This is a genomic window from Arthrobacter hankyongi, assembly GCF_022012395.1.
Classification (GTDB): Bacteria; Actinomycetota; Actinomycetes; order Actinomycetales; family Micrococcaceae; genus Crystallibacter; species Crystallibacter hankyongi.
On the sequence record NZ_JAKLTQ010000011.1, the window covers coordinates 59560 to 79773 of the forward strand.

The following is a 20214-nucleotide window of genomic DNA, read 5'->3' on the forward strand; positions in this document are numbered from 1 at the left end:
ACCCTGAGCGGCGTTGCCCAACGCCTCAGCACGGTGTAGTACCGGCTGTTCCTGGGCGGGGATGGAAAGCCCATGCCGAAGCCGGACTACTCTCAGGACCTGGGTCTGCGGATCGACGAACTCTGACCAGGGCCAGCGCCGCCGGGAAACACTGGGCCGTTGCGTATCAGGGCAAGTTGAATTCCCAGGAGCCTTCGCAGTCGGCCGAGGGGTCCGGGTTGACCGCTTCTCCGGTTTCCGCATCGGTGTACATGATCCTGGACATTTCGGCACCGGTCCTGGCCTCGAACAGCCGGTCGTGGAAGAACCAACCCCGCACCATCGTGTATGGGATGCCCCGGCCGGGCCGGAGGAGGTAGGTCCGGCTGTCGTCAATGGTCCGCAGAACAACGCCCCCGGTCGCGCCGGCGGCAACTTCCCGCTCCAGCCTGGACATCAGCCCGGGCAGTTCGATGTCGCAGCTCAGGTCGGCCCGGACGCGAACGGCCGAGGAGCCGGAGACCCGGCCGTCGATGGACACGGTGATGATGTGCTCAAGGTCCGGGCCCAGGGGAGCGGTGAGCTTCTCGGTCAGACCTTTGGTCGGCATGAGACCTTCAGGGATTTCGAATGGCCAGGATCCCGTGTCCTCGGGGTCGATCCCTGCCCAGGTCAGGGCCGCCAGGTCCAGATCGCTTAGCCACGTCACTGACCCTCCGGAGAGGCAGAGGTCGCGGGCTGCCTTAAAGGCAAGATCTGTTGCCGCTGTCTCCTCAAGACGCCCCCCGATCCTGCTGCCGTTGAGCAGTTTCTGCCCCACCTGCTTAAAGACCCCGCCCATCTCTTCCCGACGTCCGCGGACCTGATTGATTAGTTCGGTCATCCATACCGGTGCCGGTGCTTCCCCGGTCTGCCACCTCAGGGCGTCCGCGTAGGTGACAGGCCTGGTGATGTGGCGATTCCGCATGTGGTCGGCAATTACGGACTGCCGGACCTTGAGGAGGGCGGATACTCCGTGCTCGACCAGCGCGCGGTCAGCGCGCTGGCGGTACTGGCGGCGCGCCTTGCGCGCTGCCTTATCTTTTGCTGACTCGGTCGGATGCTGGTTGTCCATGGATACCCCGTGTTCCGATCCCTGAAAATACTTAGCCTATGGCCGGGCCTGCCCTCGCCGGTAGGGGAACAAGACAGTGGTTACGACCTGCATGCGCGCCCCGGCACTCGTTACGACACGCCCTGCGCCCAGGCTCACCACGGTAAAGGTGCTAGCTGGCGCTGTTATCGGCTCCATCAAGTCCTGGCCGAACTCTGAGTGGAGACGGATGGATTGCGCCCGGGTGCCTGATAGCTTTCGAGGGACGGGGCCCGGCGTGTCATCGGACGATCGCTGGTGGAAGCCATAGATGTCGCCAACGCCCTCGATGAAACCAGTGGATTTTTGAGGGGCAGTTCCAAGGGCCCGGTAGGGGGTGTGCACAACGTGCACACTTATGCCGCCGTACTGCCCCGTATATCGGCCGGACCGCGCCGGATCCGGCCGGTTTCCGCGGGTGGCCTGTATCCGCGGGGGAGGCCGGTTCGATTCCAACCTCGGGCACAGTGTTTCCCAACGTCAGAGGGGTTTCTCCTCGATGTGTGCGTGCACTTTGTGTGCGGATCTCTCGGACTTCGGTTCCGGGGGTGGGCGGGGTCCAGGCGGGCTATGGAGTTGTCCGGACGGGGAGTTGGTGATCTGTCCCGCGGCGGCCCCGGTTGCGGCGGGGCCGTTGGTGGTTTGAATCCCTTTCTTTTCTGCCGGTGCCCGTGGTTTTCCTGCAGACACCTCTCCATGCGCTCGGACCGCTCGGGTGACATGACCGGGGCACGGACAGGCGTCGGCTGCTTCGCGGGCCCTCCCGGGGTATGGCCGCTGCCGGGCTGCATCGTGCCGATCGCCGGTCCCGCTGCCTGCCACGTCCTGATCCCGGCCGAATGCGTATCGCCACAAGTTTTCCCGACTAGGCTTTTGCGGGCGGAATTGAATTGATGCGAATCCCAGTCGCCGGCTTCCGCAAGGAATTTTCGCCAGTGGGGGGGCGCGATCGGGAGTGTCAGGGTGGGGGACCGGCTGACGGGACAGCAATCACCGGTCGAGCGGCAGCAGCAATATGGGCAGTGACGCCGCCTTGGTCTCGGCTATGTCCACTAGTCCGATGCATTGACCTCTTCGCTTTCGCCAGCCCGAAGGACAGCATTCCATACGTCCGACCACGGTGTGGCACCCGGGATACTGTCGTCGCAGTCGATTTGCCGGACACGCCGTAGTGCCGCAGCGGGTCCGGCCGGCCGCGGACGTAGCATGGGAGATCCTGCGCCGCGGGGACGCAGGTTTGGGGAAAGCAGGCGGCATTATGCGCGGTCGCACCGCCATCCGGTTTGTCCTGTCCGTCCTGTCCGCGGCCGCACTGGCCCTGGGCCTGCTGGTCCCGGCCGGGCCGGCCTCGGCTGCCGTGGCCTACAACGTGTACCGCGGTCCGAACCTCAGCCGGCGCGTCATGCTCACCTATGATGACTGTCCGCGGACGCTGGGCGCCTTCAAGAGCGTTGTCGGTTACGCGAAAAAGAAGAACATCGGTCTGGTCATCGCGCCGACCGGCAACTGCATCCGCCGGTTCCTGGACCGCACCGGCGTTAACATCGCCCAGTACGCCCGCGACCGCGGCCAGTATGTGATCAACCACAGCATCACGCACCCGGACCTGCGCAAGCTCAGCTGCGCCGCCGTCGCCCGCGAAATCTCGCGGGCCCCCGGAGCGGGAAGCAACTACGGCCGCCCGCCCTACGGCGCGGTGAACGCCAAGGTCCGCTGCGGTTATGCCCGCGCCGGGATGAAGATCTGGCTCTGGGGCACCGATACCCGGGACTGGACCGGCAAGAGCCGCGCGCAGGTGGTGGCCGCTGCGGCCGGTGCCGGCTCCGGCGGGACCGTCCTGATGCACATGGCCTGGAACGGCTTCAGCCCGGCCGCCATCGGGCAGATCAGGGCCCGGCTCGCCGACCGCGGCCTGAAACCGTGCCGGGCCTACCGGGGCATGGACAACCGGGGCCGGATCATTCCCACTACCAAGAAGCTGCCCTCACGCCTGCCCTGCTGAACTCCCTGCAGGCTGCAACTTCCGCCCCCCGGCGAAGCCGCGTGTGTGGCAGACCCCCGGACCCGTCTCGGACGCCACGGTCATGGACGATTCGAAGACCAGCCGCTAACCGATCTGGCACGGGCAGGCCTCCTATGTTGTCGGGGACCGGATTGTCGAAATCTACGACATCCGCCACCCGCTCGAGCCCCGGCAGTCACCGCGGAACCTGCGCGTCTCCCCATTCCACCGGCGCCAGACAGACCTGGGCGCCTTCTTCCTTGAAACCGCCGGGTGGGAGCGCCCGCACTGGTACGAGGCGAACGCGGGCCTGCTCAAGACCCTGCCGGAGGACTGGCAGCCGCCGGCCCGCGACGACTGGTCGGCGCAGTTCGACTCCCCGATCGCCGCCGCCGAGGCCCACGCCACCCGTACCAACGTGGCGATGTACGACATGACCGCGCTGAAGCGGCTGGAGGTCTCCGGGCCCGGGGTGCTGCAGTTGCTGCAGCACCTGTCAACCGGCCAGCTGGACAAGACCGTCGGCTCGGTCACCTACACCCTGATGCTGGACGAGGCGGGCGGCATCAAGAGCGACCTAACCGTGGCCCGGATCGAGGACACACTCTTCCAGGTCGGCGCCAACGGCGGGCTGGACCTGGACTACATCGCCCGGCGGGCCGCCGCGCAGACCGAGACGGACCCGCTGCAGTGGGTCCAGGTCCGGGACACCACCGGCGGCACCTGCTGCATCGGGGTCTGGGGTCCGCGCGCCCGCGACATGGTCCAGCCGCTGACCCCGCAGGATCTGTCCAACGAGGGCCTGAAGTACTTCCGCGCCGCCAGCACCACCATCGCCGTCGTGCCGGGCCGGATGCGGCAGGTTACCGGGCGATCCCTTTATTTGCAGGGCGGGAAACCGGTTCGAGTCCCATCTCGGGCACAGAGTTTCCCCAAGTCAGAGGGGTTTCCTTCACACCTGAACCAAGGTTTTCAGGCTCGTCCTGTCGGACAGGCACTCTTCCAAGTACTGGGGTCCGGTGCCGGCGGCGTGTCCTCGACGGATTCTGGACATAGAAACCCGCTGTTCGATGTCGCGGACCGAACAGGGCCGTCAACGACGCGGACTACCTGAAGACCTGGAGGTTCGGGCCGGAATGCGGCGCCAGTCTCGTGGACAAATGCAATAAGTGACTGCTCCGGGCCGCGGCCGGCACGGACGGACCCCGCCCATCAGCGTCCCTAGCCGGATCGGCCTTCGCGGCCTAGGGTGATCGTGTAAGGACTATCAGGAAGGAACGCTGTGTTTACCCTGCGGATAGAGCACACCGTCAGAGACTTCCGGATGTGGATGCGGGCGTTCGACAGGGACCTGCTTGGCCGCGGGGCCGCCGGTGTCAGGTCGTACAAGATCTCCCGGCCGCTGGATGAGAAGAACGTCGCGATCCTGGAACTCGACTTCGACACCGAAGAGGCTGCCGCAGAATTCCTGCCACGGCTGCAAAACGAGGTGTGGAAGAGCGACCTCATGTCTCAGGCGCTGGCCGAAGCGCCCGTCACCAAAATCGTCGAGACGATTGCCATGGAGAGCCTGGCCGCACCCTAGTGCTGTCTTCCAGCAGCCTGCCGGCACGCCCCGAACCTTACGATCGACGGAGCCGATTTCCTACTCACCTGTCATCAACCCTCAAGAACAATCCTGCTCATCCGGCACGGGTTGCCCGGTTCGTCCTGATCTGCGATCCCGAAAACAGCCAGGTCCCGGTCTGTCCGGCCCGGTAGCCGTAACTGCACGAAGAGCCGGGCTGCCGTCTGCTGGTCAGCCTGCAGCCGTTAGAATTTTTCGGACAAACGCCGGTAACAGCGCAAATGTCTGCTCGAACTCGGCGAATCGCGCCCGCTAGGAACACGCCTCGCTGATACTGACCTCACACCTGGGCTTTGCCCGCTGGGGGACGTGTTCGGCGATCAGGTCGTCGCCGCAGCAATGATCGACCGAATCGTCCACCACGTCGAAGTCGTCACGCTCAAGGGGTCCAGCTATCGGCTCAGGAACCATCAGATCGACTCGATGTCCTCGACAAGACCCGAAACTGCGGCAGAATAGTTCCCGTCAACGTGGCTCACTTTTCCACCCACGAAACGGCTCACTATTGGACCGGCGCTGACACGCCTCAGGACGGGGATTGTTCCCCCATCCTCCTTCAGGTATGAGCAGGCTGACCATGGTTTTCCATGCCAATACCCGACACAATCCGCCAGTCTGGAAATGTCTGCGATGATTTTCCGCATTCTTCGCCTGCATCCTTGACTGTGGAACTGTTGTTTGTGAACCTGCGGAACGACACATTCCGGGCACTGAACGAGGCATTCCTCCAGGCACCGTTGGGGCTATCTCTGGAGCTAGCGTAGGCCGCCGGGCTCGCGCAGGCGCCGCAGGCTTTTCCGACGGCGCGCCCTCGGTGAACTGCCGATCATGCCCGGACTTGGCGATGGTACGAACGTCGTCGGGGTGATCCCCGTGCGCCTGCAGCAGGCCGCGAACCCCGTCCATCGGATGCGTGGAGTGCCCGATAGTGAAGACGGCCCGCCCCTCATCGCATGATGCTTCGGTGCTTCCTTCGCGGACCGTCCGTCCGCGCACCCGGTGCCATGGCCGTGCCCGGCGGTCCCGGGTCCGGGCGCATTACAGAGCGCCCGGCCGGCAGGCACCTCCTGATGTCTGAGGACTCGGATCCTTATGATGGCGGGGCGGGCGGAACAGGTCGGGCTGAGGACAGTCGCATGGGGCGGCAGCGCCTGCGACAGCCACCCGGGAATCGGGCGGCATTATAAGCGATCATTGCGCACAAAATCGCCGGACATAGTAATTTAATCAAATCGATGTAATAATTAGATGCGGGTTGCCCACCCGGACGGCGGCGTGAGAGTCCATCGTGGGGGCATTGATGACTACGTCAATGCGTGCAGGCGGCCGGGTGCCGCCGGGGATTCAAGGGGAATGGTCGGCATGGCAGGGCGGTTTGAAATATACGCGGACGGCACGGATTTCAGGTTCCGGCTGACGGGAGAGGACCATGAGGTTCTGGCCGTCTCCGGTCTGTTCCGGGACAAGGCCGGGGCGGCGGCGGCCATCTTTGCAGTGCGGGAAAACGCCGCGGCAGGGCAGATCGTGGAGAAGTCGGCACCGTCCACGGCGGAACCCGCCCAGGGCGGGCGCCATGACCGGCCCACGGGGCGTCGCCGACTGGCCGGGGCGCCGCTGCATGCGTGAGCTGCGCAGAGGGACCGTCCCGGCTGTGCGGTCGAAGCTGAAGGTCCTGGTCCGGCTCGACTTGGACATGGCCGCGGCGCACATCCAGGTCCGCGGCACGGTCACGGAGCACAACCTGGGGGTGGTCTACACGGTGGCACGGCGCGCCTGCACGTTCGCTGGCGGCCTGGCCGTGGTTCTTGACCTGCGCCAGGCGGCGGTAGGCACCGGTCCGATGGCGGACCTGCACTCGGCTCGCGGGGCGGGGCAGCTGCCCCCAGCCACCGGTCCGGCGTCCGTGCCGTGCCGGCTCGAGCTCCTGGAGCCGGCCGCGGCGTAGGACGGCAGCCGGCGACGCCCGCACGGTAACTGCCGGCGGGCCGCCTGACGGGGCCCACCGGTGCGTCCTGTCTGGAAAGTCCCAGCCACCGTGCCGGTGCCCTCAGGCGTCGTCCGGTAGGAACGCACCGTGGACGCAAAAGCGACCTGACCCGCCCCGACAGCCAAACTTCGCCGGCCGGCCGCCGCAGGGGAAAAGGAGACCGGTCTCGCCCGGGAGTTCGGCATCGGCCGCGAAACACTGTATCACTACCATGGAACCGACAGGCTAGTGCCGCCGCACCGATTCTCGCCGCCGGTGCGGATTCCGGTGCGGGCAGCGGGTCGGATCCGCAGATAGCTGGGCGTGACGGGCATGCGGTTATCCACGCCGTCGTTCGCGGTGATTAAGCTGGCGGTATGAATGGTTGCTTTCCCGGGCGTTTTGACCGGGTGGTGCTGATCTACAATCCGGATGCCAGCAAAGTCCCGAGGTATCTGGCCGAACAGCTGCGCGAGGACCTCGCCCTGCGGCTGCCGGATGTGCCGGTCCAGGTGCGGCACACGGAATCGGCCGGCCATGCCCGCGAACTGGCGCGCGCCGCCGCGGAGGACGGCGGGCCGCTGATTGTTTCCGTCAGCGGCGACGGCGGATTCAACGAAGTGGTCAACGGGGTGATGGATGTGCCGGGCACCGGGGCAGTGTGCGCCGTAATGGCCGGCGGCAATGCCAATGACCACCGCCGCAGCACCCGCCGGCAGGGCCTGATCGACGCGATTGCCGGGGGTGAGGTTCGGCGGATCGACCTGCTGAGGCTGCGGGTTTGCACCGGGCCACAGGAGTGGTCGCGCTATGCACACTCCTATATTGGGTTCGGCCTGACACCACTGATGGCCATCGGGATCGAAGAGGGCCAGAAGGGGGTGTTAAAGGAGCTCGTCTCGGTAGCCCGTACGGTCGCCGGATTGCGGCCCTTCGAGATCACCCGGGACGACGGTGCCCGGGCGAGGCTGGACAGCCTGGTGCTCGCCAATATCCAGGACATCGCCAAGTATGGCAGGCTGAGCGAGTCCGGCGATCCAGCGGACGGGAAGTTCGAAGTGGTGATGCTGCCGCCTGCCAGCAGGTGGCGCATGGCACTGATGACCCTCCGCGCGGTGACGGTGGGCCTGGGCGAACAGCCCAGTGTCAGCCGTTACGAATTCAGCACCACGGACAGCATCCCTGTCCAGACCGACGGTGAAATCATGACCGTCGGCGCCGCGTCGGACGTACTGGTGGAGTCGGTGCCCGGAGCCTTGGCCGTTATCGGCTGAAGGCGTCCAGGTGGCTGTCCGCCTGAACGGAGCTTCCTGCCGTTGGCCGGATACCTGCCGTCCGTTCAGCGGGACTGATGGCGCATTCGGTTCCGGTCCGTCGGGTTCTTCTGCGCGCCCGCCCTAACCTGGATGCTCCGGGCGGCACCGGTCGCGGCGGTTAGGAGTCCGCCGCCGACGGCCGCGATGAACAGGGCCAGGCGACGATTGACCGCGCTCCCGAAGCTGAAGTACCGCAGGGTGACCTGATCCTGGTTTTGGGCGATGACGATGATCAGCAGCACCAGACGCATCAGGTCGGCAAAGGTGGCCGTCCAGATCATGCCGGCCCGGGTAACCCGCGGCTTCTCCTCCAGGTCCCTGTCGCCGCTTCGGGTCGCCTGGGTTTGTCCTTCCGACCTTCGGCACGACAGTTACGTCGGAAGCGCCGGACTTTCCGGGGCCTCGTGAGCGGCGGCCTCTCGTGTGGGAACGCCGTGTGCGCGGTTCGAAGGCCATAGTTTCTCTCCTTTCGTGGCAGCTGTCTCGTGGCAATGGGCGGGTTGTCGGCTGCTTCCTGCGAGATACCGTGGTAGGACACAACCGGGCTGAAATTTTCAAGAAGCCGGAAATGTCTTACGGGGATCTCTTGTATGCCCGGCTTGCGAGACGCCCTGGCATTCCGCCGTGCCCGACTCCGGGTGCGCTGAGTATTTCCAATTGATGTTCAGCCCGAGCCTGCCCACTTTTCGCCGTATGGGACCGTGCGGTCACAGCGCGGACGGGTTGCGGTCCGGAAATCAGTTGCCGCGGGCGCGTTTCACGAGGAGGGCCGGGTTTCGCGCCTGAGATCACCCGCGGCGATTCCCGTCCCGGGCCTGGACAGCCGCCAAGCCGGACTGCGCTATTGCCGCGCATTGTGGCTTCCGGTTACCCGGGGTCAGTCGGGGCGGTAGATGTCGGCGACGGGGCAGTGGAAGGGGTCGGTGGCGGCGATGCCGACGCCGTTGAGGTAGCGCACGATCGTGGCGTAGGAGGAGATCAGGCCGGTTTCGGTGTAGGTGATGTCGTGCGTCCGGCAGTACCGGCGCACCATGGCGGCGGCTTTGCGCAGGCTGGGTCGGGGCATGTCCGGGAACAGGTGGTGTTCGGTCTGGCGGTTCAGCCCGCCCATGAGCAGGTCCATGATGATGCCGCCGCGGATGTTGCGGGACGCGGTGACCTGGCGGGTGACGAAGTCCGGCCGGGCCGACTTGGGGTAGATGGGCATGCCCTTGTGGTTGGGCGCGAAGGAGGCGCCCATGTAGAACCCGAACACGGCGATCTGGACGCCGATGAAGGCCAGGGCCAGGCCCACGGGCAGGAACAGGAAGACGACGCCGAGCAGCAGCGCGAAACGGGTAACCAGGAGCGGGATCTCAACCCAGCGGCGGTCTGCGGCCCGGTTGCGGATAAGGTACCTGACCGAATCCACGTACAGGCTGAAACCCAGGAACAGCAGCAGCGGAAACAGCAGCCAGCCCTGGACCCGGGTCACGTGGACCATCATTCCGCGCCTGCCGGCAGCTGCCTCGGGGTGGAAGGCGACGGCGCCGGTGTGGATGTCCGGGTCCTTGTCCACCTGGTTGGGGAAGCCGTGGTGCCGGGTGTGCTTGCGCACCCACATGGCGTAGCTGATGCCGACCAGGCCGGTACCGATAAGTCTGGCCGCCCATTCATTGACCCGTTTGGAGGCGAAGACCTGCCGGTGGGCCGCTTCGTGGGCCAGGAAGCTGAACTGGGTGAACAGGATGCCCAGCACCGCGGCGATTATCAGTTGGGCCCATGTGCGGCCCAGCAGCGCGAAGCCCGTCCATGCCGAACACAGCAGCAGCATGAGCACGCCAAACAGGGTGATGTAGTAGCCGCGCCGGCGCCGCAGCAGGCCCGCGTCGCGTATCCGGGCAGCCAGCGCCAGATATCCGGCGGCAATAGCGTTCGGCTCTTTGGAAGTCGGGGCAGGCCCGGCATGGGCATCTTCCGGACGGGATGCGGAATGGTGAGCGTCCATGGGTACCTCGAAACTGCCAAGGGGCCTCCATGATCCGCAGTACCGAACCGCCGGCCCTGAGCTTTCAGGATACCTTCGGCGCCTGCTTTTGGGCCAGCAGAACGTGACTTGGGTCTCGTCCGACGCCGTCATCGTCCGGAAGCTGCGCCGGGCCCTTGGACGGCGGGGGTGTCGGGCGCATCCTGAGAGGGAACCATCCGGTGCGGGCTGAAGGACGGCTACCAATGACGCGATCAACACGAATCGAGGCCCTGCGGGGGCGCGGGCTCTGGGCCGACGGCCTTGGCCGGGCGGCAACCAGGGCCGGACAGCTGCTGCTGCTGCTGGCCGCCGCAGGGGTTGGCGTGTACGGCCTGACACGGCTCAAACTGGTCGTGATACCGCTGATGGTCGCGCTCATTCTGGCGGCCGCCCTGAACCCCGTCGTCGGATTCCTTCGGCGCAGGGGTTTGCCCGACGCGCTGGCCACGTGGGTTACGTTCCTGGCCGCCGTCGTGGTGCTGGGCGGCGTTGTCACCGGCATCGTTTTCGCCGTTCGCAGCGAGTGGGACGAGCTGGCCGCTGCCGCTGCCGCGGGGCTGCAGGAGCTGCGGAAGTTTGTCGTGTCCGGGCCGTTCCCCGTCGACCAGGCGGCGATTGACCGGGCGGTCGCGGCAGCCGCAGATTTTGCCACGAGCAGCCGGTTCGGTGCCGGCGCGCTGGTAGGTGTCTCGACCGCTGCGGAGGTCGTGACCGGCATCCTGTTCGGCGCCGTCGTGCTGTTCTACTTCCTGAAGGACGGCGGACGGATCTGGGCCTTCTTCCTCAGGCCATTCCACGGCGGTCACCTGGCCAAGATGCGCAGGTCGGGGGTCACGACGCTTCAGGTGCTGGGCCAGTACGTGCGGGGCACCGCGATCATTGCCCTGACGGAATCCGTCGTCATCGGCGTGGCGCTTCTGATACTGCGGGTGCCCCTGGCACTGCCGCTGGCCGTCGTCGTGTTCCTCGGCGGTTTTGTCCCAGTGGTCGGAGCCACCGTGGCCGGGGTCCTGGCCGCCTTGGTCGCGCTGGTCGCCAACGGGCCCGGCGTGGCCCTGATTGTTGTGGCGGTGGTGGTCGGCGTGAACCAGCTCGACGGCCACGTGCTCCAGCCGATCGTGATGGGCAGGTCGCTGCGGCTGCATGCGCTGGTGATCCTGTTCGCTCTGGCCGCCGGCGTCATCCTGGCCGGGATCATCGGCGCGGTGCTGGCCGTGCCACTGACGGCCGTGGCCTGGGCGGTGATCAAGGTCTGGACGCAGGCCCCCGCCGATACCCTGCCGGCCACAACCCGGGAAAACGGCCGCTCCACGGCGCTGTGGAAACCAATGATTGCCGAACGCAAGGCCATCAGGGCTGCCGGCATCGGAAGGATGTCTCGCAGCGGCCAGTAAGCCACCGGAAGCGGCCCGGCAGCCGCAGAACTGTTCGATGGGGGCGGCCGGCTCTGGGGCGGCCCGAACCTGTCACGGCGGCGGAGCCCATAGCCCTTTCTTCCTCTTGAAAATGGCGTAGAGGGCTGCGCCCATAACGGCCATCAGGGAGAGCGTGCAGGAATAGCCAGAGGACGGGCCTGCCCGGGCATGTGGTCGAAATTCGTGCCGTAGATGGTAGCGGGCCGGCCGCACGACCACGAACAGGGTGTCTTCGTAGCGTTCGATTTTGGAGCGCCGGCGACCGGTGAAGGCGTCCTCGACGGCGAGGTGGTGGAGGCCGAATTCCGCCGCCACGGACTGCCGCTCTGCCGGTTCCGGCCGGTAAAGGCCGATCCACGCCATGCCGCCGTGTTAGTGCATTACATGGTAGGTCTCTTCCAGGCCGGCCGGAGCAGCGGTCCTGTGACCGCCGATATAGACCGCGTTATCGATCACTGTCATTAGCTGAACGCCCTCTTCGTAATTGTGCTGCAATTCTCTGCATCAAGCCGGGAGCCTGCCGCCGGGGGAATAATCCTATGGCCGGAAAGATTCCATCTGGGTCCGGTGGCGTCTGTGGGAGCCGGTGACCGGGACAGCCGCGGGGCGCGGGGGAGGCGGGTGTTCCGTGGCCCGTGCCCGGGGGACGTTTGAGCGTTCCGGTGGGAACATGGGTTTATGAGCATCAACGTTTCCTCCGGAACGCCGGCCGGGGACACCTCGCCGGGTTCAACGCTGCGGCTGACGACCGTGGTGGCGGTTTCGCGTGAAGTCTACGCAGGTCAGGCCCCTGAGAGGTACACGGTTTCGGCCGTCTTTTCCCGGCGGGTCAACCCGGCCGAGAGCCGGCTCATCCAAGGCCCGACGGCCCACGAGCGACTGGCGGAGCAGGGCTACGGACACGTCAGCCTGGTGATCGATGACCGGCGGCTGGAGATTGTGAACACCAGCCTGGAAGAGCTGAAAGCCGGTTTGGCCTCGGTGATCGGGGCCCTCGTTCGGGAAATCAGCGAGCAGACTCGGCATGAGCAGCAGCAACGGGACGACGAGACCCTGTCCAAGAGCAGGGCCGACGAGGCCCGCCGGAAGGAGATTGAGGCGTTGGCAAGCGAGATTTCCTTCGAGTAGGCCTATTCTGTGAATCATCGCAGCCACGGGACGGTGGCGGCGAAGATCAGTTCCGCACGGCAGCAGGCCACGTGTTCGGTATAGCGGACGGCCTCGGGTCTGGACCGGGGATGCCGCGGCCGGGACTCGCCGATCGCCTCCAGCAGACGGTTGTCCCCATCCCGGGCGTCAGGACCACGCCCGGGGCCGGCTGCGCAGTCCATGGCCGGATGGATCCTCGAACCTGGTCCCCGCGGGTGCGTCCTGTCCCAGGTCTTCTCCCATGTCCCGTCCAAGGTTCTTTTCCGCAGCTGCACGCGCACCGTCTTCCACGCCCCATAGCGTTCGGGCAGATCCCGCCACGGGGCGCCAGTGGACAGAATAAACAGGATCACGTTGACCACCTTCCGGTGGTTCCGCCGGTCTGAGTGTGCCGGAGGAATAGGAACAATCCTGGCGATGACTGCCTGGCCTGCGGAGGAGTTCCAGGCGGGGCAGTTTGGATATTCGGCCCATCCTGCCTGCTGTTTCGGGACAGGACAGTCCCCCTGCCGGGCGCCGATAACTGTCCCGCCACAGATAAACGGCGGTGGATCGGCTGCGGGGCGGCTTTTAGGTCTAGTGTGAAAAGTGTCGGCAACAAGGCCGGCGGGCGGCAGGGATTCACCATGAATACAGCTATTTCCGGACCAGAACACTTCTCGCAACCCCTCGAAATTCCCTGTGCCCCTCCGGCAGTCCGTGACGCCGGCCATCTTCCTGTGGATGGGGATGCGGTTGAAAGCGTCAAACTTCATCGGCGCCGCATAAGCCCGGCCGGGGGCCAGGCAGCAGGAAAAGCGTTAGCGCAGTATGCCGCGGCCAAGTCCCTGCGCGGCAGGAAGGACAAGCCCGCTCTCTCCAGGCTTCCGGAGGATCCGATTCAAGGGGAATATCAGCTGGAGGTCTACCTGAGCGGCGGGGCCAAGACACGCGTCCACATGCCGCGCATGGATCTCCGAGACGCCCAGACGTGGTCGGCGAGACAGATTGACTCCGCCGACGCCAGCTTCGCTGCAATCTACATTCCGGAATACGGCAGCGACCGGTTCGGCTCTGGCTCCCTGGTGTCCAACTACAACAGGGATGTCGGCTGGTACCTGTAAGAACATGCAGCCCCCGAGAACGTTAGGTGGGCCAAGGGCCCAGCACTCGGCCAAATGCGGGGTAGTCGCCGGTACTGACGTGACCACGACCAAACCGTGAGGGACCCGAGACTTTTTGCGATGGCTCCTCTTAATCAGGCTGAAGAGCATTACGGCATACGGTGCCTCGGCCGCCAGCCACGGGTGTTCTCCGGATCCTGGGTCCCTTGGAATATACCTGCCAGCCAGCTCGTCGCTTGGCTACCGCCGCGAGAACAGGTTCGCGAACGGTAAGAGTGCGCCAATATGCCGATAACCGAGCGACGTAATTCCACAGCCATCCGGCGATGGCGGGCGAAACATTTGCAGGGGATCGCTTCCGGCAAGGGGAGCAGTCTGGATGCGGGCAACGGGGGGTGCAACGTGCACACTTTCGCCGTCGTGCCGGACCGTACATCGGCCGGACCGGGCCGGATCCGGCAGGCGCTCGCGGGCGCCCTGTGTTTGCGGGGGCGGGAAACCGGTTCGAGTTCCACCTCGGGCACAGAATTTCCCTTGGTCAGAGGGGTTTTTCCTCGTCGAGTGCGTTCACTCTGTGCACGGAAGCCTCTGGCTTTCGGTTCCAGGAGGTGTGCAGGGTCCCGGCGGGCTATGGAGTTACCCGGTTGGGGTAGTTGCGGGCCTGCCCCGTGCTGCTGGACTATGCCGACGTTTTTGGCGCTTTTGGAAAACCGATACGGGGTAGACATTGGCCCGTTCTACGATTTGTGGCGCGGAGCGCGCGCCGGCCCGATGGCGGGACATCGTCCGGCCGCCGTGTAAACGGCTGGCCCGGAATGGCTTGCTGTTGGCAGGCTGGATGGTCTTGGCCCGGATACAGATGAGCCGGGTCCCTGACCAAAGCGCGGACGGTCCTCAGGCGTCGGCAGCGGCAGATGCCGCCCCGCTGGCCCCATGGCGGGGGTCAGTGTCCGGGGACAAGCTGCTGGCCGCCGTCGACATCGTAGGTTGCCCCGGTCAGGGCAGTGTTGGCCATGATGTGTACGGCCAGCGCGGCGACATCGGCCGGTCCAATGACGCGACCGATCGGCAGCGTGGCGCGCAGCTCTTGGCGACGCTCGTCCAGCCCTGCGCCGAGGAGCGATGCCGACAAGGGGGTGTCGACGAAGCCGGCGGCGATCACGTTCACCCGGACGGGTGCGATTTCGAGCGCCAGGTTGGCGGCCAAAGCGGGAAGCGACGCCGTGACCGCCGAAATGACTGCGAGCCCCGGCCCCGGGCGGCGGCCCCCGGTTCCGCTCATGAACAGCAGCGTGCCGCCTGGCCGGACTTTCCCTGAGGCGTAGCGGGCGACGCCGAGCATCAGCATGGCAGACGACTCAAGAGCGCGGCGCGCCTGTCCGAAGTCCATGTCGGCGAGGCGTGCGTAGTAGGGGCGTCCGGCGGTCACCATGACGTGGTCAATTGGGCCCGGGAGCTGCTCGAGGAATTTCGCGAGGGCCACCGGATCGTTGGCGTCGAACGTCGCAGTGGCCAGAGCCCCGAGCTCGCGCGCCGCGTGGTCCAGCCGCTCCTGGTGGCGCCCGGTCAGAATCACACCGGCTCCCTCGGCCTGGGCGCGCCTTGCTGTTTCCAGCCCGATGCCGGCGCTGCCGCCGATCACTACCACCGTTTGCCCCGGCAGCTCCGGTTCACGCGCGGCTGGGGGAGTGGCAGCCGGGGTGCTCATCGGCTGTCCTTCCCTGTATCCGGTGTTGCTCGGCCCGCGCCGGCCGGATTGCGTATGTCCGCGATCTCTCGGCGAAGTGCCTTCAGCGCGGCGATATAGATTTCCGAGAACGTCGGGAAGGGCTGGATCGTGTCGCGCAGGACATCGAAGGGGACACGGGCCCGGATTGCCAGTGTCGCCTGCTGCAGCCATTCGCCCGCCTCCGGTCCGAGCGCGTACGCGCCGGTCAGCCGTTCGCCGTCGCTGTGCAGGGTCAGGAAGCCGTTGCTCTCGGCATACGCACGTGTGTAGGTCGCGGTTTTGGCCACCTGCGAGACGGGGACCGTGGCGCTGAAGCGGTCGGCGGCGGAGCCTACCGCCGCGGCTTGAGGGTCCGTGTAGGTGACCCGCGGAACGGCCTCATAGTTTGCCTCCCGCGCCTCACCGAGGATGTTCGCGGCGGCGACGTCGCCCTGGTACTTGCCCACGTGGGTCAGCGGCCAAATGCCGGTTACGTCGCCGATTGCCCACAGCCCGTCCGCCACGCGCAGCTGCGCGTCGACCGGAACACCACGGGCGTCCGGTTCTATGCCCACGGTCTCCAGGCCGATCCCGTGGACCCGCGGTCGCCGCCCCGTGGCGACGAGCAACCGGTCGCCTCTCAGCTCGCGCCCGCCGTCGATCTCCACGACATAGTCCTCACCTTCGCGCCGCGCCGCCGTCGAGCCCGCGGACAGCACGAGTTCGATGCCCTCGCGCCTCAGGACTTCGCCGAGGGCCTCGCCCAGCGGTGCCGGTTCCCGGGCGAGGACGTGCCTGGACCTGTCGATGACCGCTACCTCGCCGCCGAATCGGCGCACGGCCTGGGCCATTTCGACGCCGACCGGGCCGCCGCCGAGGATGAGCAGGCGGCGAGGGACGGCCTTCATGGAGGTCGCCTCGCGGCTGGTCCAGACGCCCTCGAGCTCGCGGAGGCCCGGCACCGGCGGCACCACGGGATCGGCACCGTTGGCGAGGACCACGTGGTCGGCGGTGTGCCGTACGCCGTTGACCTCGACCACGCCCGGACCGGCAATCCGCCCGGTGCCGCGCAGCAGGTCGATGCCCTGTTCGGCCAGCCAGCGCTCCTGTCCGGCATCGGAGTAGTCCGAGACCATGTAGTCGCGCCAGGCGAACGCCGCCTCGACGTCGGCCTCGGCGGTGGCCGCCGCGTCGCGTGCCCCATGGACCGCCTCACCCGGCCGCAGCAGCGTCTTTGACGGGATGCACGCCCAGTACGAGCACTCGCCGCCCACCAGTTCGCGCTCCACCACGGCCACGCGCAGTCCGCCTTCCGCCAGCGCGCCGGCGCAGTGCTCGCCCGGCGAGCCGCCGCCGATCACGATGACGTCGTAGTCGCTGCTCATTCCGGCAGTTCCTCCCCGGCCCGCTCGCGCACCATGTAGAGCGCGTACCAGTCAGGCCAGTTCGGATCTTCCTGGCCCGTCCGCTCCTCGTGCCTGCCGTGCGCTGCGGCGGCCCTCCGGAGAGCTTCGGCAAGATCGCCCACGGATTCGTACGTCGTGCTCATCAGCTTCTCCCTTTAGCGGCCCGGAAGCCGGGTCTTGATTTCCTGGAGCACCCAGCCGTTGCCATCCGGATCGCTGAATGAGGCGAACGAGCCGTAATCGCGGTGTTCCGGAGCCGGCCCGTCGACGCGTCCCTTCTTCCCGGCATGGTGGAAGATGCCCGTGGCGTCGTGAAACGTCTCGCTGACATCGACGCCGCGCGCGATCAGATCGGCACGGGCCACGTCGATGTCGTACACGGCCAGGTGCAGACCCTGCAACGAGCCCGGCGGCGCTGAGGTAACCCCCTCGCCGAAGATGATCGAGCAGCCGGAACCCGGGGGCGTGAACTGCATGAGCCGGTAGCCTTCCTCCACGGCTCCTTCGGCGTCCAACCGCCAGCCAAGTCCGCCGTAGAAGCGCTTCGCCCGGTCCACATCCGAGACCGGCACGACCACGACCTCGAGCCTGAACTCCCCGGACTTCACCGGCGGGCTGCCAGTTGCGCTTTGGCTGCTTTCGTCGACGGTACTCATCCCGGCCTCCCTCGATGGGGCGCGCCATGAAAGGGCGGCACCGGACTCACCGGCGACCCGGAATAGGCGTGCCGGCGGCGGGCTTCAGGCCAATGCTGCGGGGCTTGCGCTGCGGGGGTCGCCATGCGCTTTTCCTTGTCGCCCCCCGGCCGATCTTCGCCCGAGGACGCTGCCCTCGGGAGCCTACCTTGGCCTCATCCGGGAGGAAAGTCAAGGGAGCCGCCCACCCTTGTTGACCTCCCGCAACCGGCGTATGCTCGCAGCCGTTTAGCCGCTCGCGCCGCAGCGTGAAAGGCGTTTAATCGTGCGCTCTGACATTGCACCTGGCGGTTCCCGGTGGATCGTTCACCAGAACATGCCATTCTTCCGTGCCTGACAGTTCTTCAGACACTGCTGGTGGCCTCTACCGTTCTTGGTGCCACCGCAGAAATATTCCGGTGGGACGTCAAGTGCCTGTCCATGCACTGAGTGCCCTGCAATCTATGCCAGAATCTCTGCCGACCTGGAGCAGGCGGGCAAAGGTGTCGCCCGCCAGTTGAAAGACTTGACGACCGTTTGCGATCTCGACCCTCCCCGTGGCTTGTGCCCACCGGGCTGATTCTTCTCAGCTTCCTTCCCATCTTGGGCGGGGCGGCGCGTCTCACGGAGTTGACGATCGGTGCCGAGATCACACCGCAGAACGAGCGGTTCTTTGATGCACCTGTACCGGTGTTTCTTCACATCGTCAGTGTCACCGTGTACTCCTTGCTCGGCGCGTTTCAGTTCGTTTCCTCACTGCGTGCTCGGAGCTGGCACAGGGTCGCCGGGCGCGTGCTCGTGCCTGCTGGCTTGCTGGCAGCGTTTTCCGGCCTCTGGTTGGCGCTCGTTTACTTCCTGGCGAATGACGGCACCATCCTGCTTATCTTGCGGTTGATCATCGGCTCGTCCAAGGTGGTGAGTATCGCCCGCGGGTTGTCCTACATGATGCGATCGCGGGACTTCGTTCGGCACCGCGGGTGGATGACTCGTTCTTACGCAATCGGTGCAGCCGCCGGCACTGAGGCACTCCTCATCATCGGACCCGAAATCCTTTTCAACCCACCGGATAGCACGGCCCAGGTCGTGTTCACGGGCGCGGCGTGGGTTATCAACCTCGCCGTGGCCGAGTATGTCATCCACCGTCGGGCTCGCGCGGCTGCCGACGACGATCCAGGGGTCTATGCGGTCACCGCGATCGACTGAGTCTGCGGCGTACGCAGCTGCACTCCCTGTGAGCCGGACCCGCACCACACCCGCAAGCCTGATCGTGCGCTGGGGGGGGCACGGTCCCGGTCAGTTGCCGGGTTGCCCTTGACTGCGGGCGAGGGGTTATCGCGCGGGCCCCAAGTATTCATTTGCTCCGGAGAGGATGAGGCAGGCGGCCAGCGGAAGGTGTGGAACGGGACGGTGACCTTGTGCATCAGCTGGCGGATGAGCGGCGCGGCGGCTGCCAGGCTCCCGAGTATCCCGATCTCTTCCCCTGCCGCGTTGAAGACCATGGGCATGGCGATCCCGCCGCTGTCCTGGACGTGAAGCTCGCCGAGCACTGCCGGCATGGTTCTGTAGGTGTTGGCGGTCGCCTTCAGCGTGACCCTGGGGCCATCCTGGTTGTTTCCCACGTCCACCCCGTCGGGGAGCGGGAGGTGCATCAGGAATTCGGCCTGCTCGTTACCGGCAGGATGGGTGGCCAGGTACTGGCGGTCGAGAGTCTTCAGACGACCCCCTGCATGCGGAATCCTGCGCATAGCTCACCGGCGGCCGGCCGCGGTCGGGGAGTAGCGTGGAGTGATGGACGTCAACGAACTCAGTGCCCGGATCCAGGAACAGTACCGCGGGGAGCTGACGGCTTTCCGGCAGGAGCTCTTCGGTCCCGAGGAGATTCTTGTTGTCCGCGGCGAGAGCGTGCCGGAGCAGCGTTTTGCCAGCATGGGACGGGTGGTATCGCTGGAGGAGCCCGGGGTCAGCCTGACCCTGGTCGGCGAGGTGACCGACCTGGGCTGGACCGCTGAGGATCCGATCGTGTCCGGTGCATGCGTGACCGTATCCATCGCCGGCCATGACCGGGGCACCGACGCCCGGGCATCGCTCCCCGCGGACGAGACGGATGCCTGGCTGCAGGCGGTCATTGGTGCGGAGAGGGTCAGGCACGCCTACCGGGCCGGGAGCCTCAGCGGGGCGGACGGCCGGCCCGGCACCGTCTACTACCGCCTGTTCCTGGACACTGAAGGGAATCCGATCCCTAAGCCGGACAGCTTCGAGGAACCGGAACTGCGGCCCATGGACGAACTCTAGGGGCAGGTCCTGGTGATTTCCCGATAGAGCCGGCAGCACGGCCGCAGCGGCCTACCTCGCTTGGGCCGGTGCGACCGCAACCGCCCACTTGCCTTCGGCATCGGCGCCGTCGACAGTTGCTTTCAGTTGGCGAACCGGGAGATTCATCATGGCGTTGACGGCCGTGCCGCAGTCGGTGCTGCCGGCGCCGATCGTCCCGTCGGCGCTGGAGATCTTCAGCGTGACCGTGCTGGGGCCTTCGCACACCAGCGCGATGCGGTACCAGCCGGGTTCCGCGGGCGTGAACTCCAAGGCTCCTGCCGCACCGGGCGCGATGCCGCCTGCCGCGCGGGTGGCCCCCGGCGTCTGCCAGAACTCCTTGCCCAGCGTCTTCTCTGCCCAGTCCAGGTGCTCGAGCTCAATCACCACCGGAGCGGTCGAAGTGGCCGGAGCCGCCC

Annotated in this window: 20 protein-coding genes and 3 pseudogenes; 12 read left to right on the forward strand and 11 right to left on the reverse strand. The window is 66.4% G+C overall.

Going from position 1 to position 20214, the window contains the following annotated elements; all coding sequences use genetic code 11:
* Positions 1 to 166 precede the first annotated feature (166 nt).
* Positions 167 to 1093, reverse strand: coding sequence for a hypothetical protein (locus tag LVY72_RS14645; RefSeq protein WP_237822145.1), 927 nt, complete (start codon positions 1091 to 1093; stop codon positions 167 to 169).
* A 1276-nt stretch (positions 1094 to 2369) separates the two neighbouring features.
* Here LVY72_RS14645 and LVY72_RS14650 point away from each other — a divergent pair.
* The 7 genes and pseudogenes from LVY72_RS14650 (at position 2370) to LVY72_RS14680 (ending at position 7980) form a co-directional block, all read left to right on the forward strand.
* A complete protein-coding gene (locus tag LVY72_RS14650) occupies positions 2370 to 3113 on the forward strand; it encodes a polysaccharide deacetylase family protein (protein ID WP_237822147.1) in 744 nt (247 codons plus the stop codon).
* A gap of 154 nt (positions 3114 to 3267) precedes the next feature.
* Positions 3268 to 3960, forward strand: a pseudogene (locus tag LVY72_RS14655) (sarcosine dehydrogenase); the annotation flags it as partial.
* Positions 3961 to 4395: 435 nt separating this feature from the next.
* Positions 4396 to 4698 (forward strand): hypothetical protein, encoded by a 303-nt coding sequence (locus LVY72_RS14660; RefSeq protein WP_237822149.1) that lies wholly within the window; start codon positions 4396 to 4398, stop codon positions 4696 to 4698.
* 298 nt (positions 4699 to 4996) lie between these two features.
* Positions 4997 to 5199 (forward strand): annotated as a pseudogene (locus LVY72_RS25010) (ATP-binding protein); the annotation flags it as partial.
* A 903-nt stretch (positions 5200 to 6102) separates the two neighbouring features.
* A complete protein-coding gene (locus LVY72_RS14670; protein WP_237822151.1) occupies positions 6103 to 6366 on the forward strand; it encodes a YegP family protein in 264 nt (87 codons plus the stop codon).
* Between the two features lie 25 nt (positions 6367 to 6391).
* Positions 6392 to 6685 (forward strand): hypothetical protein, encoded by a 294-nt coding sequence (locus tag LVY72_RS14675; protein ID WP_237822153.1) that lies wholly within the window; start codon positions 6392 to 6394, stop codon positions 6683 to 6685.
* Between the two features lie 398 nt (positions 6686 to 7083).
* A complete protein-coding gene (locus tag LVY72_RS14680; RefSeq protein ID WP_237822155.1) occupies positions 7084 to 7980 on the forward strand; it encodes a diacylglycerol/lipid kinase family protein in 897 nt (298 codons plus the stop codon).
* Between the two features lie 65 nt (positions 7981 to 8045).
* Here LVY72_RS14680 and LVY72_RS14685 read toward each other — a convergent pair whose 3' ends face one another.
* On the reverse strand, positions 8046 to 8303 hold the full coding sequence (locus tag LVY72_RS14685) for a LapA family protein (RefSeq protein ID WP_237822157.1): 258 nt from the start codon (positions 8301 to 8303) through the stop codon (positions 8046 to 8048).
* 596 nt (positions 8304 to 8899) lie between these two features.
* Positions 8900 to 10009, reverse strand: a complete 1110-nt coding sequence (locus tag LVY72_RS14690) for a fatty acid desaturase family protein (RefSeq protein WP_237822158.1) — start codon at positions 10007 to 10009, stop codon at positions 8900 to 8902.
* 224 nt (positions 10010 to 10233) lie between these two features.
* On the opposite strand from LVY72_RS14690, the gene LVY72_RS14695 reads away from it, so the two are divergent.
* Positions 10234 to 11424 carry an AI-2E family transporter gene (locus LVY72_RS14695; protein ID WP_237822160.1) on the forward strand — a complete coding sequence of 397 codons (1191 nt, stop codon included), beginning with the start codon at positions 10234 to 10236 and terminating at the stop codon, positions 11422 to 11424.
* Positions 11425 to 11640: 216 nt separating this feature from the next.
* On the opposite strand, the pseudogene LVY72_RS14700 reads toward LVY72_RS14695, so the two are convergent.
* A pseudogene (locus tag LVY72_RS14700) lies at positions 11641 to 11907 on the reverse strand (CorA family divalent cation transporter); the annotation flags it as partial.
* 216 nt (positions 11908 to 12123) lie between these two features.
* Between LVY72_RS14700 and LVY72_RS14705 the strand changes: the two are divergent.
* The gene (locus tag LVY72_RS14705; RefSeq protein WP_237822162.1) at positions 12124 to 12573 is read left to right on the forward strand and encodes a hypothetical protein; all 450 of its coding nucleotides are present in this window, start codon (positions 12124 to 12126) and stop codon (positions 12571 to 12573) included.
* Between the two features lie 14 nt (positions 12574 to 12587).
* Here LVY72_RS14705 and LVY72_RS24420 read toward each other — a convergent pair whose 3' ends face one another.
* Positions 12588 to 13307 carry a transposase gene (locus LVY72_RS24420; RefSeq protein WP_372463715.1) on the reverse strand — a complete coding sequence of 240 codons (720 nt, stop codon included), beginning with the start codon at positions 13305 to 13307 and terminating at the stop codon, positions 12588 to 12590.
* Between LVY72_RS24420 and LVY72_RS14715 the strand changes: the two genes are divergently transcribed.
* Entirely contained in the window at positions 13221 to 13697 is a 477-nt protein-coding gene (locus LVY72_RS14715) for a hypothetical protein (protein WP_237822277.1), read from the forward strand. The genes LVY72_RS24420 and LVY72_RS14715 overlap by 87 nt on opposite strands.
* A 943-nt stretch (positions 13698 to 14640) precedes the next feature.
* Here the strand turns inward: LVY72_RS14715 and LVY72_RS14720 are convergent.
* Genes LVY72_RS14720 through LVY72_RS14735 form a run of 4 tightly spaced genes read right to left on the reverse strand, consistent with a single transcriptional unit; the run spans position 14641 to position 17467 of the window.
* The gene (locus LVY72_RS14720) at positions 14641 to 15405 is read right to left on the reverse strand and encodes an SDR family oxidoreductase (RefSeq protein ID WP_237822164.1); all 765 of its coding nucleotides are present in this window, start codon (positions 15403 to 15405) and stop codon (positions 14641 to 14643) included.
* Positions 15402 to 16790: a dihydrolipoyl dehydrogenase family protein gene (locus LVY72_RS14725; RefSeq protein ID WP_237822166.1), complete on the reverse strand. Its 1389-nt coding sequence runs from the start codon at positions 16788 to 16790 to the stop codon at positions 15402 to 15404. Before LVY72_RS14725 ends, LVY72_RS14720 begins: the two co-directional genes overlap by 4 nt.
* Positions 16787 to 16954: a hypothetical protein gene (locus tag LVY72_RS14730; protein ID WP_237822168.1), complete on the reverse strand. Its 168-nt coding sequence runs from the start codon at positions 16952 to 16954 to the stop codon at positions 16787 to 16789. The genes LVY72_RS14725 and LVY72_RS14730 overlap by 4 nt, the downstream gene beginning before the upstream one ends.
* Positions 16955 to 16966: 12 nt before the next feature.
* Entirely contained in the window at positions 16967 to 17467 is a 501-nt protein-coding gene (locus LVY72_RS14735) for a VOC family protein (RefSeq protein ID WP_237822170.1), read from the reverse strand.
* A gap of 582 nt (positions 17468 to 18049) precedes the next feature.
* On the opposite strand from LVY72_RS14735, the gene LVY72_RS14740 reads away from it, so the two are divergent.
* Positions 18050 to 18688, forward strand: coding sequence for a DUF2306 domain-containing protein (locus LVY72_RS14740; RefSeq protein ID WP_237822172.1), 639 nt, complete (start codon positions 18050 to 18052; stop codon positions 18686 to 18688).
* Here the strand turns inward: LVY72_RS14740 and LVY72_RS14745 are convergent.
* Positions 18664 to 19230 (reverse strand): hypothetical protein, encoded by a 567-nt coding sequence (locus tag LVY72_RS14745; RefSeq protein WP_237822174.1) that lies wholly within the window; start codon positions 19228 to 19230, stop codon positions 18664 to 18666. The two genes, LVY72_RS14740 and LVY72_RS14745, sit on opposite strands and share 25 nt — an antisense overlap.
* A gap of 43 nt (positions 19231 to 19273) precedes the next feature.
* On the opposite strand from LVY72_RS14745, the gene LVY72_RS14750 reads away from it, so the two are divergent.
* Positions 19274 to 19777, forward strand: coding sequence for a hypothetical protein (locus tag LVY72_RS14750; RefSeq protein ID WP_237822176.1), 504 nt, complete (start codon positions 19274 to 19276; stop codon positions 19775 to 19777).
* Positions 19778 to 19828: 51 nt separating this feature from the next.
* On the opposite strand, the gene LVY72_RS14755 is transcribed toward LVY72_RS14750, so the two are convergent.
* Entirely contained in the window at positions 19829 to 20182 is a 354-nt protein-coding gene (locus tag LVY72_RS14755; RefSeq protein ID WP_237822178.1) for a hypothetical protein, read from the reverse strand.
* Positions 20183 to 20214 lie beyond the last annotated feature (32 nt).

Excerpts from the sequence above, each read along its gene's own strand:
- LVY72_RS14645 (WP_237822145.1), bottom strand. The coding sequence starts at position 1,093 with ATGGACAACCAGCATCCGACCGAGTCAGCAAAAGATAAGGCAGCGCGC.
- LVY72_RS14650 (WP_237822147.1), top strand. The coding sequence starts at position 2,370 with ATGCGCGGTCGCACCGCCATCCGGTTTGTCCTGTCCGTCCTGTCCGCG.
- LVY72_RS14670 (WP_237822151.1), top strand. The coding sequence starts at position 6,103 with ATGGCAGGGCGGTTTGAAATATACGCGGACGGCACGGATTTCAGGTTC.
- LVY72_RS14680 (WP_237822155.1), top strand. The coding sequence starts at position 7,084 with ATGAATGGTTGCTTTCCCGGGCGTTTTGACCGGGTGGTGCTGATCTAC.
- LVY72_RS14685 (WP_237822157.1), bottom strand. The coding sequence starts at position 8,303 with ATGATCTGGACGGCCACCTTTGCCGACCTGATGCGTCTGGTGCTGCTG.
- LVY72_RS14690 (WP_237822158.1), bottom strand. The coding sequence starts at position 10,009 with ATGGACGCTCACCATTCCGCATCCCGTCCGGAAGATGCCCATGCCGGG.
- LVY72_RS14695 (WP_237822160.1), top strand. The coding sequence starts at position 10,234 with ATGACGCGATCAACACGAATCGAGGCCCTGCGGGGGCGCGGGCTCTGG.
- LVY72_RS14705 (WP_237822162.1), top strand. The coding sequence starts at position 12,124 with ATGAGCATCAACGTTTCCTCCGGAACGCCGGCCGGGGACACCTCGCCG.
- LVY72_RS14715 (WP_237822277.1), top strand. The coding sequence starts at position 13,221 with ATGAATACAGCTATTTCCGGACCAGAACACTTCTCGCAACCCCTCGAA.
- LVY72_RS24420 (WP_372463715.1), bottom strand. The coding sequence starts at position 13,307 with ATGGCCGGCGTCACGGACTGCCGGAGGGGCACAGGGAATTTCGAGGGG.
- LVY72_RS14720 (WP_237822164.1), bottom strand. The coding sequence starts at position 15,405 with ATGAGCACCCCGGCTGCCACTCCCCCAGCCGCGCGTGAACCGGAGCTG.
- LVY72_RS14725 (WP_237822166.1), bottom strand. The coding sequence starts at position 16,790 with ATGAGCAGCGACTACGACGTCATCGTGATCGGCGGCGGCTCGCCGGGC.
- LVY72_RS14730 (WP_237822168.1), bottom strand. The coding sequence starts at position 16,954 with ATGAGCACGACGTACGAATCCGTGGGCGATCTTGCCGAAGCTCTCCGG.
- LVY72_RS14735 (WP_237822170.1), bottom strand. The coding sequence starts at position 17,467 with ATGAGTACCGTCGACGAAAGCAGCCAAAGCGCAACTGGCAGCCCGCCG.
- LVY72_RS14745 (WP_237822174.1), bottom strand. The coding sequence starts at position 19,230 with ATGCGCAGGATTCCGCATGCAGGGGGTCGTCTGAAGACTCTCGACCGC.
- LVY72_RS14750 (WP_237822176.1), top strand. The coding sequence starts at position 19,274 with ATGGACGTCAACGAACTCAGTGCCCGGATCCAGGAACAGTACCGCGGG.